This is a genomic window from Lichenicoccus roseus (genome assembly GCF_005844085.1).
GTDB lineage: Bacteria > Pseudomonadota > Alphaproteobacteria > Acetobacterales > Acetobacteraceae > Lichenicoccus > Lichenicoccus roseus.
Window position 1 is genome coordinate 126764 of record NZ_VCDI01000008.1, and the last position, 15630, is coordinate 142393.

Annotated in this window: 14 protein-coding genes; 12 read left to right on the forward strand and 2 right to left on the reverse strand. The window is 66.3% G+C overall.

Annotated elements, in window-relative coordinates:
* Positions 1–170 precede the first annotated feature (170 nt).
* Positions 171–3173, forward strand: a complete 3003-nt coding sequence (locus tag FE263_RS18545; RefSeq protein WP_138327525.1) for an AAA family ATPase — start codon at positions 171–173, stop codon at positions 3171–3173.
* 168 nt (positions 3174–3341) lie between these two features.
* Here the strand turns inward: FE263_RS18545 and FE263_RS18550 are convergent, their stop codons facing one another.
* Positions 3342–4262, reverse strand: coding sequence for a LysR family transcriptional regulator (locus FE263_RS18550; RefSeq protein ID WP_138327526.1), 921 nt, complete (start codon positions 4260–4262; stop codon positions 3342–3344).
* A 182-nt stretch (positions 4263–4444) separates the two neighbouring features.
* Between FE263_RS18550 and FE263_RS18555 the strand changes: the two genes are divergently transcribed.
* Positions 4445–5320: an NmrA family NAD(P)-binding protein gene (locus tag FE263_RS18555; protein ID WP_138327527.1), complete on the forward strand. Its 876-nt coding sequence runs from the start codon at positions 4445–4447 to the stop codon at positions 5318–5320.
* A 69-nt stretch (positions 5321–5389) separates the two neighbouring features.
* Positions 5390–6067 carry a GNAT family N-acetyltransferase gene (locus FE263_RS18560; protein ID WP_138327528.1) on the forward strand — a complete coding sequence of 226 codons (678 nt, stop codon included), beginning with the start codon at positions 5390–5392 and terminating at the stop codon, positions 6065–6067.
* An 80-nt stretch (positions 6068–6147) separates the two neighbouring features.
* Here the strand turns inward: FE263_RS18560 and FE263_RS18565 are convergent, their stop codons facing one another.
* Positions 6148–6633, reverse strand: coding sequence for a helix-turn-helix domain-containing protein (locus FE263_RS18565; RefSeq protein WP_240759935.1), 486 nt, complete (start codon positions 6631–6633; stop codon positions 6148–6150).
* 387 nt (positions 6634–7020) lie between these two features.
* Between FE263_RS18565 and trbB the strand changes: the two genes are divergently transcribed.
* The 9 genes from trbB to FE263_RS18610 all read left to right on the forward strand — a co-directional run bounded on the left by trbB (position 7021) and on the right by FE263_RS18610 (position 15604).
* Positions 7021–8001 (forward strand): P-type conjugative transfer ATPase TrbB, encoded by a 981-nt coding sequence (gene trbB, locus FE263_RS18570; RefSeq protein ID WP_138327530.1) that lies wholly within the window; start codon positions 7021–7023, stop codon positions 7999–8001.
* Positions 7998–8351: a TrbC/VirB2 family protein gene (locus tag FE263_RS18575; RefSeq protein WP_138327531.1), complete on the forward strand. Its 354-nt coding sequence runs from the start codon at positions 7998–8000 to the stop codon at positions 8349–8351. Before trbB ends, FE263_RS18575 begins: the two co-directional genes overlap by 4 nt.
* Entirely contained in the window at positions 8351–8653 is a 303-nt protein-coding gene (locus FE263_RS18580; protein WP_138327532.1) for a VirB3 family type IV secretion system protein, read from the forward strand. Before FE263_RS18575 ends, FE263_RS18580 begins: the two co-directional genes overlap by 1 nt.
* Positions 8654–8688: 35 nt before the next feature.
* A complete protein-coding gene (locus tag FE263_RS18585; RefSeq protein WP_138327533.1) occupies positions 8689–9720 on the forward strand; it encodes a TrbG/VirB9 family P-type conjugative transfer protein in 1032 nt (343 codons plus the stop codon).
* Positions 9717–10163 carry a hypothetical protein gene (locus FE263_RS18590; RefSeq protein WP_138327534.1) on the forward strand — a complete coding sequence of 149 codons (447 nt, stop codon included), beginning with the start codon at positions 9717–9719 and terminating at the stop codon, positions 10161–10163. Before FE263_RS18585 ends, FE263_RS18590 begins: the two co-directional genes overlap by 4 nt.
* Entirely contained in the window at positions 10160–12649 is a 2490-nt protein-coding gene (locus FE263_RS18595; protein ID WP_138327535.1) for a VirB4 family type IV secretion/conjugal transfer ATPase, read from the forward strand. The genes FE263_RS18590 and FE263_RS18595 overlap by 4 nt, the downstream gene beginning before the upstream one ends.
* Positions 12633–13379 (forward strand): P-type conjugative transfer protein TrbJ, encoded by a 747-nt coding sequence (gene trbJ / locus FE263_RS18600; RefSeq protein ID WP_138327536.1) that lies wholly within the window; start codon positions 12633–12635, stop codon positions 13377–13379. Before FE263_RS18595 ends, trbJ begins: the two co-directional genes overlap by 17 nt.
* 195 nt (positions 13380–13574) lie before the next feature.
* Positions 13575–14888 (forward strand): P-type conjugative transfer protein TrbL, encoded by a 1314-nt coding sequence (trbL, locus tag FE263_RS18605; protein WP_205880443.1) that lies wholly within the window; start codon positions 13575–13577, stop codon positions 14886–14888.
* On the forward strand, positions 14888–15604 hold the full coding sequence (locus FE263_RS18610; RefSeq protein WP_171034213.1) for a VirB8/TrbF family protein: 717 nt from the start codon (positions 14888–14890) through the stop codon (positions 15602–15604). Before trbL ends, FE263_RS18610 begins: the two co-directional genes overlap by 1 nt.
* The last annotated feature ends 26 nt before the right edge of the window (positions 15605–15630 follow it).

Genomic DNA, 15630 nt, shown 5'->3' on the forward strand with positions numbered 1-15630 from the left:
GGCCGGGATCAGCCGCGACCGATCCCGGCCCCCGTTTACCCAGCGCAGCACCCGCGTAGCGGGGTTATGGACCCCTGGGAGCGTAGCGAGCGGAGCGGTGCATACGCACGTTGCAAACCCGGTGGGTTCGCTTTTAGATACGTCGTCTCATCGCATGGAGCGTGCCCTGCGTGGCCATTCAGTTCGCCCGCACCCGCTTCATCTCGCGCGCAACAGGCGGCAACGCGGTGCGCTCAGCGGCCTACAACCAGCGGACCGACATCCGCGACCAGCGCACCGGGCAGAACTTCTACTTCAGGCACCGCGAGGCGCCGCTGCATCACGAGGTCCTGCTGCCCGTGGGGGCGGACGCAATGTTCCGGGACGCGACGACGTTGTGGAACGCGGTCGAGGCGGCCGAGAACCGCCGCAACAGCCAGGTCGCGCTGGAGATGATCCTGGCGCTGCCCGCCAATCTGGAGATCACCGAGGCGGACCGGCTCGAGCTGGCCCGCACTTTTGTCCACGAGCACTTCGTTTCCAAGGGACTGGCGGCGCAGATCGACATCCATGCGCCGCATGAGGGCGATCTGGACTCGGAGACCGCGAACTGGCACGCCCATGTGCTGGTCACCACCCGGCGCATCGAGGGTGACCGGCTGGCAACGCACAAGGCGCGCGACCTCAACCCCGAGGTGCGCCGCTATGGCGGTAAGTCGTTCGTGATGGGCGCGCACGGATTTGGGGAGGCGTGGCGCCAGCATCAGGACGCGTTCTTTCGGGCGCACGGCTACGAGGCGCGCGTCGATCCGACGGTCTCGCATCCGACCGAGCATCTCGGCCCGGTGCGGATGCGGCGCCGGGACAGCGAGCTCAACGAGCGCGCTGCGGATGCGGACGCGGCCAACCATACCGCGGCGCGCGACCCGCTGCAGGTTCTGGCGGCGCTGACCCGCAACAACGCGACGTTCAGCGAGCGGGACCTGGAGCGCTATCTCGCCAAGCACGTCAAGCCGCCCAGAGAGCGCGACATCATCAAGGCAGCGGTCCTGCGGCATGGGGAGGTGCTCGCCCTGCATGACCGGGAGAGCGGGGCGGTAAGCGAGCGGTATACCACCCGCACGGTGCGCGAGCAGGAGCACGCGACGCTGGTGCTGGCCGTGGCCGTTGCCGGCCGGCGCGGCACGGGCGTGGCGCCGGCGATCGCACGGGCCACCGCCGGGGGTACGACGCTGCGTGCGGACCAGCGCGCCGCCTACGACCATGCGGTGGCCGCGGGTGGCCTGAAGCTCATCGAGGGCCGCGCCGGCACCGGCAAGAGCTACACGCTCTCGGCCATCCGCGTGGCGCATGAGCGTGACGGGTATCAGGTTGTCGGACTGGGACCGACTAACGCGGTGGCGCTGGATCTCAAGGCGAGCGGTTTTGCCGAAGCGCGCACGCTGCACGCGGCGCTGTTCAGGCTGAAGAACGGCCGCGAGCGCTGGAGCGAGAGGACGGTCGTCATCGTCGACGAGGCGGCGATGGTGGATACGCGCATCCTGCACGAGCTGCTGTCGGAAGTGCACAAGGCCGGCGCCAGGCTGATCCTCGCGGGCGACGATCGGCAGCTGGCCAGCATCGAGCGCGGCGGGCTGTTCTCGGAGCTGCGCCAAGCGCACGGATCGGTGGAAATCACCGAGGTCACCCGGCAGAGGGAGGTCGAGCAGAAGCAGGCGGCACGCGATCTGGCGGAGGGTCGGTTCCGGCGCGCCGTCGAGACCTTCGACCGGATCGGCGCGATCACCTGGAGCGACGAGCAGAGCAACGCCCGGGATGCGTTGGTGGCAGCCTGGGCCGCCGACGTCGCGGCTGATCCGGCCTCCTCACGGTTCGTGTTCGCCTACACGAACGACGATGTGGATGTGCTGAACACGGCGCTGCGCGCGGTGCGTCGCCGCCGTGGTGAGCTGGGCGCGGATGTGGCTTTGCCGACGCGGCGTGGGATGACGAACTTTGCGGTGGGCGACCGGGTGCAGTTCACCGACACCGACAAGGCGATCGGCGTCGTGAACGGCCATGTCGGCCGTATCACGCGGATCGAGCGGCTGACGCAGCGGGTGACCGTGCAGCTCGACGGCGCGGGCGGTGAGGCGGGCCGGACGGTATCCTGGACCGGTGCGAGTTTCTCGGGCGTGCGGCACGGCTATGCCGGGACGATCTACAAAGGCCAGGGCAAGACGCTGGACCACACCTACCTGTATCACACTAGGCACTGGCGCAACGCGGCGAGCTACGTCGCACTCACCCGTCAGCGTGACAGTGCCCAGATCTTCGTGGCCCGCGAGACAGCCGGTGACGTCGCGCAGCTCGCACGGCAGATGGCGCGCTCGGAAATGAAGGACGCCTCGATGGCTTATGCGACGGCAGAGGAGATCACGCTTGAGCGGACCATGCAAGAGGCCGCGCAGCAGGCTGGGCAGGATCAGCAGCCGGACCAAGCGGCGGTGCCGGTGACGGCGCCACCGCCCGCCCGCGCGCGCGTACCGGCGCGTGTGGTCCAGGGCTGGGTCTGTACGATGGCGCTGCCACGTGACCCGCAGGCGCTGCAGGCGCATCTACGGACGCTGGACGAGGATCTGCTGCAGGAGCTCATTGCGAGCGCCTACGCGTCGCCCACAACGGACGAGCCGATCACGCTGACGGGGATTGCGCGGCAGGTTGACGCCACCTATGACGCGGCCGCCGCCTATGCGGAGCGGCTACGCCAGGACCAGGCGATGCTGGCGGCAGAGACGCTGGCCCTCGATGCCACCATCCGGCATGCCGAGGCGGCGATCGTCACGTTGGATCAGCATGACGGGCTGATGCGGCGGGTCATGCGCGGGATGAACCTGGTGGAGAACCGGGAGGTGACGTCCTACCGCGCCAAGATCGAGCTGGCGGTGGATCGCCGGACCGAGGTGGCCGTGCAGCTGGAAAGTCTGGCGCCGGAGCTGGCGGACGCCGAGCGGGCGGAGGCGCAGGCCTACCAGCGGATCGACGGCGATCTGGAGCAGGAGCGCGCCGAGCGCCACCGGCTCAGCGCCGCCGCGATCGTGGCGTTCCAGGAGCAGCGGCGCGCACGAGAGCAGCACGCACAGCACGAGGTCGGGCACGAGCATGACCGCAACCGGGATCTTGAGCCGGATCGAGAGAACGGCATCGAATTCTAGAGCCACACGAGATCCTCACGCTGACGCGTCCGCTGTGTGCTCGAGGCGCTTGTTTGATGCCACTGATGGCGTCCTCTGGCGCGGACATGGCGGGACGGTAGATCACGTTCGCGACCGGCGAAGACAGCCTGATGCGAGCTGGAAGTCAGCAAATCCAAAACCCGCCGATCAGACGCCTGAGGCCGGTTGAACCTCGCCGACGATCGCCTGCACGAAATCGACGAAGGCCCGCACCTTGGCTGGCGGCAGGTGACGCGACAGGTGGTAGGCGTAGAGCGGATAGTGCTCGTCGGCCCATTCGGGCAAAATCTGGATGAGATCGCCGTTGGCCAGCCAGGCGCCGAGACCCATTTCGAAGCTCTGAAAGACGCCCTGGCCGCCGATGCAGGCAGCGACAGCTGCGGAGGGATCGTCCATGACCAGACGCCCCGCCGCACCCACTCGCACGACCTCGCGACCGCGATGGAATTCCCAGGGAAACGGGCGTCCCGTCTGCGGATCACGAAACATCAGGCATTCGTGCTGCCCGAGATCATGCGGAGTCTCGGGCTCACCATGCTGCTCGAGGTAGCCCCGCGAGGCGCATGTCAGGATGCGCGTCTCCACCAGCTTCCGGGCGATCAACGACGCCGTGTCGGGTGGTCCGAATCGGATGGCGACGTCCGTGCCGGTCATCATCTCCTCGCGATAGTTGCTCGTCACCAGGTCCAGTGACAGCAGGGGATACCGGGCCATGAACCGGCGCAGCGCCGGTGCCAGGATCATCCGGGCAAACCAGGGATCGACCGAGACCCGCAGGCGACCGCTCACGACGGCGGCCGCACCGGCGGCATCGCTTGCCGCCTCCTCGAGACCCGCCAGCAGCGGGATGATGTGGGCGTGAAAGCGCTGCCCCTCCTCAGTCAGAGTCACGAGTCGCGGAGTTCGATCGAATAGGCGCACGCCGACGCGTGCCTCCAGGCGAGCCACCGCGCGACTCACGCCCGAAGGCGTCAGGCCAAGCGTCTCCGCCGCGCGGGCGAAATTGCCCGCCTCGGCCACCGCGGCGATGACGCCGGCGCCGTTTAGGAGCCGCGGATCGAAACTCATGTCAGTCCTTCCGGGCCTGCTGCCACCATCACGCCTCCGACAACCCTGGCCCACAGTGCCCGAGAGACATCGTAATGCTGATCTTAATGCGCGCGAAGCACGCAACGCGACGCGGTAGGAACGTCGCGTTTCACGGAACATGGCCCGTCTGAGCCAGAACCCCGGCCGCGTAGGACAAAGACATGTATGCAATCACAGGGATCACCGGACAGGTCGGTGGCGAAATGGCGCGCCGTCTCCTTGCAGCGGGAGCGCCCGTCCGCGCGGTCGTGCGGGACGGAGCCAAGGGCGCGCCCTGGGCATCGCAGGGCTGTGAAGTGGTGCGGGCAACAATGGAGAATGCGGCCGCGCTGACCACGGCTCTCGCGGGTGCGGACGGCGTGTTCATCCTGCCGCCATCCGAATTCGATCCGGAGCCAGGCTATCCGGAAGCGCGTACCGTGATCGAAGCGGTACGGACGGCGCTCGTCGCCGCGAAGCCCAAGCGTGTCGTGTGCCTGTCGACGATTGGAGCGGACGCGCCGCACGACAACCTCCTCACGCAACGGACGCTGATGGAAAATGCGCTGGGCGGGCTCGACATCCCGGTTACGTTCCTGCGGCCGGCGTGGTTCATGGAGAACGCTGTTTGGGATGTGCCGGACGCGCGTGACGAAGGCGTGCTGCGGAGCTTTCTGCAGCCACCTGAGAAAGCGTTTCCTATGGTCGCCACAAAGGACGTCGGCTCCATCGCCGCGGACCTGATCCAGCAGCATTGGAGTGGAACGCGGATCGTCGAGCTGGAAGGGCCAGCCCGCGTGTCGCCAAACGATCTGGCCATGGCGTTCTCCGATGCGCTCGGACACAAGGTCAAGGTGGAGAGCGTTCCACGTTCGTCCTGGGAGGCCCTGTTCGTGTCGCAGGGAGCGAAAAGACCTCTGCCACGCATCAGAATGCTGGATGGCTTCAACGAGGGATGGATCGACTTCCGCAACGTCGACCGCTTAACCCTGAGGGGAACGACGCCCCTGTCCGAGGTGATCGATGCACTGGTGGCGCGCGCAAGCGTCACGCCCTGAGAGCCGCGTCGCGGCGGCCGGACGCAGCCGGCGCATCGAGCGCGGCATCCCCAACGTCCTGAGGAGACCATGGACCATCCGCTCGACCGTCCGATCTGGTCCGCGCTGACGACGCGACAGGCGCACCTAGCGCAGAAAGCAGGCGGCGTGCTCCGCTACTCCCCGGCCTACGCACCGTTCGCTGCAAGTGCCACGGGAACGTCCGACAGCTACGCCGATCTTGCCGCCCTGCTGCCCCAAGGTGGCCAGATCGTCCTGCAGCAGGCGGAGCAGATCGCAGCGCCCCCCGGCTTGATCGCCGTGCGCGCGGCGGCGACGGTCCAGATGGTCGCCACCCGGATCGAGGGACCGAACGCCGGGTTCGATGTCGACGTGCTGACCGCGGCCGACGCGTCGGAGATGCTGGCACTCGCTCGTCTCACGCGACCCGGTCCCTTCGCAGAACGGACCAACGAGCTCGGCCGCTTCGTCGGTATCCGCCAAGACGGCCGGCTGGTCGCCATGGCAGGCGAGCGGATGAAGGCGGCGGCGTTCACCGAAGTCAGCGGGGTGTGCACCCATCCCGATCATCGCGGAAAGGGCTATGCGGCAGGACTGATGCGGGACGTGGCACGCACGATCCTCTCGCGTGGCGAGACGCCCTTCCTTCACGCCTTCGCCAACAATGTCGGCGCCATCGCACTCTACGAGAAGCTCGGCTTCGCAACCCGCTGGCAGCCGACGCTCATGGTGTTCAAGCGTTGCTGAACATGTCCGATCCCCTCATCGCAATCCAGGTTCGCGCGGGTGTCGGTCGGCGCCAGATCCGCTACAGGGGGGCGGGGCATTCAAAGTAACTGGTCCTCGACTTTGGCATACCACTTCGCCCGACGCTTCTGACGCGGGACACCTGTTGCCCTGGCAACAAGCTGCCCGCCTGGTAATTGTTCCAGCAGCATCAGCAGCAGCGCTCGGGAACGTGGGTTCTCGATCTGGGTAGCAAGCTTGGCGAGGTGAAGAGCCAGGTCGGCTGCCTCCTCCGCGGTCTCTTGCGCAGTTGCGACAACCTCCATGCTGACGCGAGCCTCAGCAGCAATTCCGTTGAAGAAGTGCCCGATCGGCACGCCAAGGGCATGCGCAATGAAGAACAGCCGCCCGATCGAAATGACCCGCTCACCGCGCTCGTAGCGCGTGATCACATCGCCACCCAGGTTGGTCAGCTTCCCCAATTCCCTGGCGGTCAATGATCGGGCTCGCCGCTGAGCGCGAATGCGCTTGCCCACAGCCACCGAGATCCGTCCGCTGGACGTGTCGATCTCAGCATCCTCGGTCACCCTCAACAGTGCGCCCCTGATCAATGCCGCAGTCGATCCTCCTGTTTTTATGGGAAATCAGTCTGACTGACAACAAGTCGGCGATGGAGCGCGTGGAGCCAGCGCTCCACTAGGCTTCACGGAGCCACTCAGCTTGTCGCTGAAGGCCCGTAATATCGAGTTGACACCGCGGCCCATTTTGCGGGAGATCATCACGCGACCGAGAGGCAGAAATAAGTCCACATGACACACTCTGACGAAGTCGCTCATGCGTTGCCGCACGCTAAAGTGCCGGAACAGTTCGGTAAATCCATCCGGAGGGTCTTTAGCTGTGCACGCTTCGAGGCGCCTCTGCTTGGCAATGCATATTGCAGATAGACTTATTACGACCGGGCGGAACGCTCTCTGATGGATGATCTGCATGACGCGAAGCGGGAAGCGTTCCGGCGCGAGGTCGACTATCTCAACCGGGTCCTCGGTGCGCGCATCCTGGCCCTGCTGGATGATCCGGCGGTCACCGACATCATCCGCAACTCCGATGGCAACCTCTGGGTCACGCGGGCTGGAGCCGGTACACAGTGCGTCGGAACGATGGACACGGGACAGGCGGAGTCCCTGATCGCCTCCGTCGCGGCGACCATGAGCCTCGAAGCCCGGCGCAGTTCGCCGTTGGTCCAGGGCGAGCTGATCACCGATGGATCACGCTTCCAGGGCATCATGGCGCCCTGCTCGCTGAGCGGCTCCTTCGCGATCCGCAAGCCGGCCCGCCTTGTCTACTCCCTGCAGCACTATGTCGCCCAGGGGGCTCTCAGCGAGCGGGCCTGTGCACTTTTGGAAGCGGCCATCCTCCGCCGCCGCAACATCCTGGTCGTCGGGGGCACCGGTGCCGGCAAGACGACCTTCCTGAATGCGCTGATCAAGGCGGCGTCCGAGCTGACACCGACGCATCGCTTCCTGATCATTGAGGATACGCGCGAGCTGCAGTGCGTCGCACCGAACAAGGAGATGCTGCGTACCTCGCCACCCGACGTGACGCAGCAGGACCTGCTGCGCGCGACGCTGCGCATGTTCCCCGACCGGATCATCGTCGGCGAGGTGCGCGGACCCAAGGCCCTCGACATGCTCGAGGCCTGGAACACCGGCCATGACGGCGGTTTCGGCACCATCCACTCCAACATCACCACGCCCCGCGCCGCACTGACCCGTCTGGAGTTCCTGGTCAGCCGCGCCACCCCGGCGCCAGCCCAGGGACTGATTGCAGAGTCGGTCAACCTCATCGTGTGCGTCGAGCGCCAAGCCGAGGACCGGCGCGCCGTGTCGCAGATCGTCGCCGTCGAGGGGTTCGACGGCGCGAACTACCGCCTCCAACCACAGGACATTCACGCATGACGGTAAACACCATGTCGCAGCCTCGGCCGAGCTACCGCACGACGTTCCTGCCCCTGGCCGTCTCGGCTGCCACAACCCTGGCTCCCTTGACCGCCCGGGCGGCCACCGCGGCGGGCGGCGGCGGCATGCCGTACAGCGCAGGCCTGAACACCTTCGCGACCTCCGTGCAGGGTGAAGTTGCCTTCATCATCATCCTGATCGCCATCGTCGCGGGCGTCGGCGCCTTCATCTTCATGGGCGGCCTCGAGGTACTGCTGACCACGATCGGCAAGACGATCATCGGGATCGGCATCGTCGGCGCGGTCGTCGCCTTCGCCACCCTGGCCGGCGTGACAGGAGCGATCGTGTGATGGCAGCACGCCGCCTGAAGATCGCGTCTGCCCTGACCCGCCCGCAGCTCTTTGCGGGCGGTGAGTTCACCCCGGTCGCCCTGACCGGGGGCACCGGCATCCTGTTCCTGGCCTGCGCCTGGAACTTCTGGTCGCTGGTCAGCCTGCTGCTGGGCCTGTTCTTCCTCGGCCCTGGCATCTACGTGCTGCGGCGCATTGCCCAGCGTGACCCGCAGATGTTCGCGGTGTTTATCCGCCAGTACAAATACGGCTCGTTCCGGCGCGCCTACTCCACGCCCTTCTGCCGTGAGCGGATCCGTTGAGGGCATCCCGTCTTCTCGCGTTGATCGGCGGAACGATGCTGTCGACGGCTGCGCAGGCACAGCAAGCCGCCCCCTTTGTTCCGGCGCTGATCCCCTCGCACCCGTCGCAAGCAACTCTCGACCCGCCGACCGAGCGGCCGCTGCTTGGTAATCACGCCACTCCTCCATCCTATCCCGGCGAGACACCGGCAGACGTCAAGGACGCCAACAGCGTGCCGCGGACGTTGCCGCCGCCGATCGCCACCCTCTCGCCCAATCGGCCGCTCACACGCAAACAGGCAGTACAGCTGTCGATGGTGCGTCACTGGCGCAAGCACTTCGTGCGACCAACTATGGGCGCCGACGGCTGGATGCATCTGATCTACGGCGACGGCGAACCCTCGATCGTCTGCGCGCCCCTGCATATCTGTACCATCGCTCTGCAGCCGGGCGAAGTGGTCACCTCGCCGCCCGACGTAAGCGACCCGCGCTGGATCGTGCATCCGCGCTACACGATCGACGGCAACCGGAAGGTCATCAACGTCATCCTCAAGCCGACTGACGCCGGCCTGGACGGCACCATCGTGATCGCCACCGACCGGCGCGTCTACTCGATCAACCTGGTGTCGCGCACCAACGAGTACATGCCGCTGGTCCGGTTCGACTATGCCGACGCCAATGGCGACGATGCGGACGGTGGATCCGGAGAGTGGTCGAGCGCAGCCACGTCCGGACGCGCAGGATCGTCCGACCCCTGTGACGCTACGCCGATCGTGCCGCCTGCGTCGTACCGTATCAGCGGGGATGCGCAACCCTGGAAGCCGGTGCAGGTCTGGAGCGTAGCAACCCCGGTCGGCGAGAAGACCTGCGTCGAGTTCGCCTCCGACATTGGCAGCCGCTCGCTACCCGCGCTTGTTGCGCTCGGCCATGACGGCGACTGGTTCTCGAGCCTGACCCCGCAGATCGTCAACTTCCGCTACGTAAACCGGCGCTTCGAGATCGACGAAGCGCTCGACCGCTTCGAGCTGATCTCCGGTGTCGGCAGCGACCAGGAGAAAGTCGTCGTCAGCCGGATCCGGCAGTCATGAGCCGCCTTACCCGCCATGTCGGCGCGGCACTCGCCATGTCGATTGTGCTGCTGGCCAGCTGCGCGGGCGAGTACGGCACCGACACCAGCTACGAGGCTGGCCTGCAGCCTGGCGATGCCGACGCGCTGATGGCGCCGATCGAGCGCCTGGTGCGACAGACCGTCAAGCCGGGTAGCGGCGCCATCGCGGTTGCTACGCCACCAAGCGGTGCCAGCGCCATCAGCCCGCAGCTGCGCGCCGACCTGACCCAGGAGGGCTACCAGGTTGCGGCACCGGACGACGCAGCTAAACACCTGCTCGGCTACATGATCACGCCAGTCGCCGACCAGATGCTGCTGCGGGTCTTCCTGGATCAGCTGGACGGCGCGCAGCTCTATGCGCGCGACGCGTCCGGCCGGCTGCAGCCCTCCGGCCCGCTCGCCGTCAGGAGGAGTGACGGGTGAGCCGATTCACCAACCTCGCCGAATACCGCAGCACCAAGGCCGGCGTTGCCGACTTCCTGCCGTATGCGATCATCGCCACCGCGGCGGGTGACGGCCCGAGCCTGGTGCAGACGAAACGCGGCGGCTACCTGGTCGGATACTTCTTCACGCCGCCGGACAGCGCCAGCAGCACCGACCAGCAGGTCGAGGATCTGAGCCGCCGCGTCAACGTGGCACTGACGCCGCTCGGCAGCGGCTGGTCGAGCTGGACCGATGTCATCAGCTTTGCGTCCAACAGCTATCCGCCTCCACACGCGTCGGCCTTCCCCGACCCGATCTCTCGCATGGTCGATGAGGAACGCCGCCAGGCATTCCAATCGGAAGGTGCCCACTTCGAGAACGAGCGGGTGTTCCTGCTCTGCTACGAGCCGCCGCCGCAGCAGGTCACCCGGCTGGAGAAGATGCTCTACACCGATCCCGGCACTGATCAGCCTGGCCTGATGGCGCATATCGAGGAGGGCTTCCAGCGCAGCCTGGAGCGGTTCGAGGATAGCTGCGGCCGACATATTGGACTGCGCCGGATGGAATCCTTCACCGTGGTCGACCCGCAAGGGCGCCCGCACGTTCAGGATGAGCTGGTCAACTACCTGCATTACTGCGTGACCGGGAAGCGGCACGGCATCCAGATCCCGGATGCGGGCGCCTTTCTCGACGTGCTGATCGGCGGCCAGGATATCTGGCCGGGCGAGATGCCGATCCTCGGCGAGGACTATCTCACCTGTGTGGTGATCGACGGCTTTCCGGCGGAAAGCTTTCCCAACATCCTGCAGCGGCTCAACACGCTGGCGATGCCCTACCGCTACACGCAGCGGGCGATCTACCAGGACACCCACCACGCGACCAGGACGATCAGGTTCTACCGCGATCGCTGGAGCCAGCGGGTCAAGCCGATCGTGCAGACCGTGCTGCAGGTGAAAGGTGGCACCGAGAACGAGTTCGCCCGCTCGATGAAGACCGAGGCCGAGGCGGCGATGTCGCTCGCCGAGAGCGGCGCCGTGCGATACTGCAACTACTCCGCCATCGTCGTGCTGCGGCACCGCGACGCGAACCGGCTATCGGACATGGCGCGGCTGGTCGCGCAGCAGATCAACGAAGCCGGTTTTGCCGCGCGCATCGAGACCACGAACAACGTGGAGGCCTGGCGCGGCTCGCTGCCCGGCGAAATCCACGCGCATGTGCGACGGCCACTGATCCATAGCGCCAACCTCGCCGATCTGCTGCCGCTGTCCGGCGTCTGGACCGGGGCACCGCATGCCCCGCATCCGCGCTGGCCGGCCGGCTCACCGGCGCTGCTGCATGCCCGCACCATCGGGGCGATCCCGTTCCGCGCCAATCTGCATGTCGGCGATGTCGGCCATACGACGATCTATGGCCCGACCGGCTCGGGCAAGACCGCGCTGCTGAACACCATCTGCCTGCAGGCGCTGCGCTACCGGGGGATGCGCATCACCGCGTTTGACTACAAGCATGGCGCGTATGCCACCGTGCAGGCCTGTGGCGGTCGGCACTACGAGTTCGGTGGCAACCAGGTGCCGCAGCTCTGCCCGCTGGGTCATCTCGAGACCGAGGGCGATCAGAGCTGGGCGGCGGAGTGGATTGCCATCTGCTTCGAGCTGCAGACCGGACGGGCGCCGAGCCCAGGGCAGCGCACCGAGATCCATCATGCCCTACAGCGCTTCCGGCAGCCGGGGGCCAGGGCGCACCGCTCGATGACCCACTTCCTGATCGCCGTGCAAGACGAGGAGATGCGCAAGGCGCTGACCTACTACACCATCAAGGGCTCGGCCGGCACGCTGCTCGACGGCGAGACCGAGATCCTCGATGATGCCACCTGTTTCACCGTCTACGAGACGCTGGACCTGATGGCGATGGGCGAGAAGACCTCGCTGCCGGTGCTGCTCGCTCTGTTCCGCCGCTTCGAGCGGTCGCTGTCTGGCGAGCCGACGCTGCTGATCCTGGACGAGGCGTGGGTAGCGCTCGGCAACCCGGTCTGGCGCGAGAAGCTGCGCGCCTGGCTGCGGCTGCTGCGCTCGAAGAACTGCGCGGTGGTGATGGCGACCCAGAGCCTGTCGGATGCGGTCAACTCCAAGCTGCTCGACGTGCTGGTGGAGTCCTGCCCGACCAAGATCTACCTGCCGAACGACCAGGCCCTGATCCGCGGCACGCCGGAGCATCCGGGGCCGAACGATTTCTACCGGATCATGGGGCTGAACGATAACCAGATCGAGATCATCCGCACGGCCGAGCGCAAGCGGGAATACTACTGGACCTCGCCGCTCGGCTGCCGGCTGATCGACCTCGGTCTCGGCCCGATGCAACTCGCCATCGCCGGCGCGACCGACGAAGCCGACGTCAAGACGGTCAGGGCGATGGTGGCCGAGCACGGTCGCGAATGGATCTATCGCTGGCTCGACCGCAAGGGGGTGGATTATGCGCCGCTCCAGTAGGGTCGTCCTCGCAGCCCTGTGCATAGGGAGCCTGGTTCCAACGGTTCTGTCCGTAACCGCGCACGCGCAGCTGGCAGTCATCTGCCCGACCTGCTCCAACGTGATCACCCAGACTGTGCAGTTGGCGAAGGAGGCTGGCTCTCTGGCACAGCAGATCGCGGCGTATCAGCTGCAGATCCAGCAATACTCGAACATGCTGCAGAACACAGCGACACTGCCAACGATGGCCTGGAACAACGCGGTCGGAGATATCGTGCGCATCCAGTCCCTGATGAACTCAGGGATGCTGCTGGCTGGGAACGCGCAAAGCTTCACGACGACGCTGAGCAACGTGCAGGGTTTTGCCAACCAGCTGCAGACGCTCAACCAGATGACTACGCAGTACCAGCAGTGGGGCACGGTGACGTCGAACGACATCACCCACCTGCAAACCTCGATCGGCATGCAGGAAAGCGAGCGTGCTGGCGACGCTGCGACCTTGGCGGTGCTGCAGCGGCATTCGCAGAGCGCCACCGGACAGATGCAGGCTCTGCAGGCTGGCAACGAGATGGCGGCCCTCGGCGTCAGTCAGATGCAGAAGCTGCAGACGATGCTGGCGCAGGAGACGCAACTCGTCGTCGATCAGAACGCGATCGCCGATCAGCGGCAGGCTGCGGCGGACTCCGCACTGGAGGAGTTTCTGCAGAGCCCACTTCCGTCTACCGCCGGTAATGGACACGGATACCAATGAGCAAGGCTGTGATCGCAACACTTGTGGCAGTCCTTGTCGGGGTCTGCAGCGCCGCAACCTACTGGGGCAACGCACGTCTTGCGGTGGCTCCCCGTGCGCCCGCACGTGTCGACGCTGCCCTGCAGGGGTTTTTGGCCGCGAAGCCGCCACTGACCGGGAACGGCCATGGCTATCAGTAAATCATCGGATGAGAAGGTGGAGCGACCAATTGCGCGGAGCCCTTGGCCTAGACCCGTAGCGATCGCGGCCGTCCTTTCCCTGCTGGTCGAGGGACAGGCCCATGCAGCCGGCGTCGCCTACGATCTCGGTCCGGTCGAAGCCGTCACCGACATCTTCCTGCGCAGTGGCGCCAACTGGGAGAACGCCCTGAAGACCGTTGCGCTGACGCTCTTTCAGAGCCTGGTCGTCATCGAGATCGTCTGGACCGTCGGACTGACCCTGATCGCAGGGGCAGACCTGCTCGGTCTGCTGGCTGTCCTCTTGCGACAGCTCATCGTCATCGGGTTTTTCTACTGGCTGCTACTAGGAGGCGCCACCTATCCGCTGGCGATCATCAACTCCTTCGGGCAGGCGGCGGGGATGGCGAATGCTGCATCCGGCGGAAACGTCATTTCTCGTCCCGAGGATATCGTTGCGGCCGGGATCTCGCTCGCGGCGGCAGTGTGGAACGGCTTCACCTTCCAGCATCCCGGCCTGGATTTCCTGCTGGCGATCGCCGGGATGGTGATCCTTTGCGTGATGGTCGGCGCCGCAGCCACTCTGGTGGAGGTCCTGGTCGAGGCTACGCTGGTTGCCTATGCCGGCCTGCTGCTGCTCGGCTTTGGTGCGACCGCCTTCACCCGGGACTACGCGATCAACTACCTGCGCTGGGCGGTGTCGATCGGCCTCAAGAAGATGTTCGTCCTGCTGATCCTCGGGCTGGGGATCGGCGTCGTCCAGCAGCTGTCGGCCTATGTCGGGCATCAGGCGAGCGTGATCCCAGCTGGCGAGATCGGTGTGCTGGTGGCGGTGCCCCTGCTGTTCTGGAGGCTGGCCGACAAGCTGCCATACAAGGCGCAGGAGCTGGTCGCCGGCACGAGCTCCTACCATCCGTTGAACTTCGGCAGCGGCCTCCGCCAGAGCGCCTTGATGGCCGCGGCCGCAACCACGGGCGCCGTCGGCGCAGCCACGGCGGCGGGAGCCGCTTTCAGTCTGGCGCAGCAGCAACTGGGCGGTAACGGGAGTGCTGGCCAAGCTGGTGGCGGGACCGACGGCGGGGGTGGTCCTGGCGGTGGTGGTGGTGGTGGTGGCGACGGGGGCACCGGGGGTGGAACTGGCTCCAACAGTGGCCCTGGCTTTGGCGCAACCGCCAGGCAGGCCGCCCGCAACCTCAGTGGTGCGATGCGCAACGACGTGGGCATGCGCATGACCGGCGATCACACCGCACGCCTGCTGAACTCCGGATGGCGCATGGCCAAGGGCATGAGCAACGAGGGCGGAAAGCTCAAGGGCGACGAGAAATCATCCTGATGAACGACCTGTCTTCGCTCCCTAAGCTGCCACCTGGAAACGTTCCTGCTCCACTTGTGCGCAATGGTCGCCAGGAGTGGGATGACCGCATCGGTGATGCGGCCTCACGCGTGCGCAAGGCGAACGCCTTCTCGTTCATGTGCCTCACGCTCCTTGGCATCTCGCTGGTGGGCAATGTTTGGCAGGGCACCCAGTCGAAGATCGCCACCTTCGTGGTGGTCAAGGACAAGGTCGGCCAGATCGTGGCGGTCGAGCGTCCCGACAGGGAGAGCGCTCCGGACGATGCGGCGATCGGGCAGGACCTCGCCCGCTGGATCGAGAATGTCCGGACCGTCTACGCTGATACCGACGCGCTCAAGCACGGCATCCTGGCGGCCTATGCGGTGGTTCGCGACGACAGCCAGGCGACCGAGGAGTTGAACCACTACTACCGCTCGAACGAGCCGTTCGGGCGCGCGAGCAACGAGACCGTCGCGGTCGCGAACGTGACTGCGCTGCCGGTGGACCAGACGGTGCTGACCAGCGCGTCGAACCACATGAAGACGTTTCGCGTGCAGTGGCAGGAGACCGTCACCGCTCGGGACGGCCGCATGCTCGGCGTGTCCTCGCTCTGGGCGCTGATCACCGTCGAGTGGCGCCCACCGCAGAATGAGGCCGAGGTGCGTCGCAGCGGCGATGGCGTGTGGATCACCTCCTTCAGCGTGTCGCAGCAATGAGCGATGCCAGCGATAGGACTGTGGAC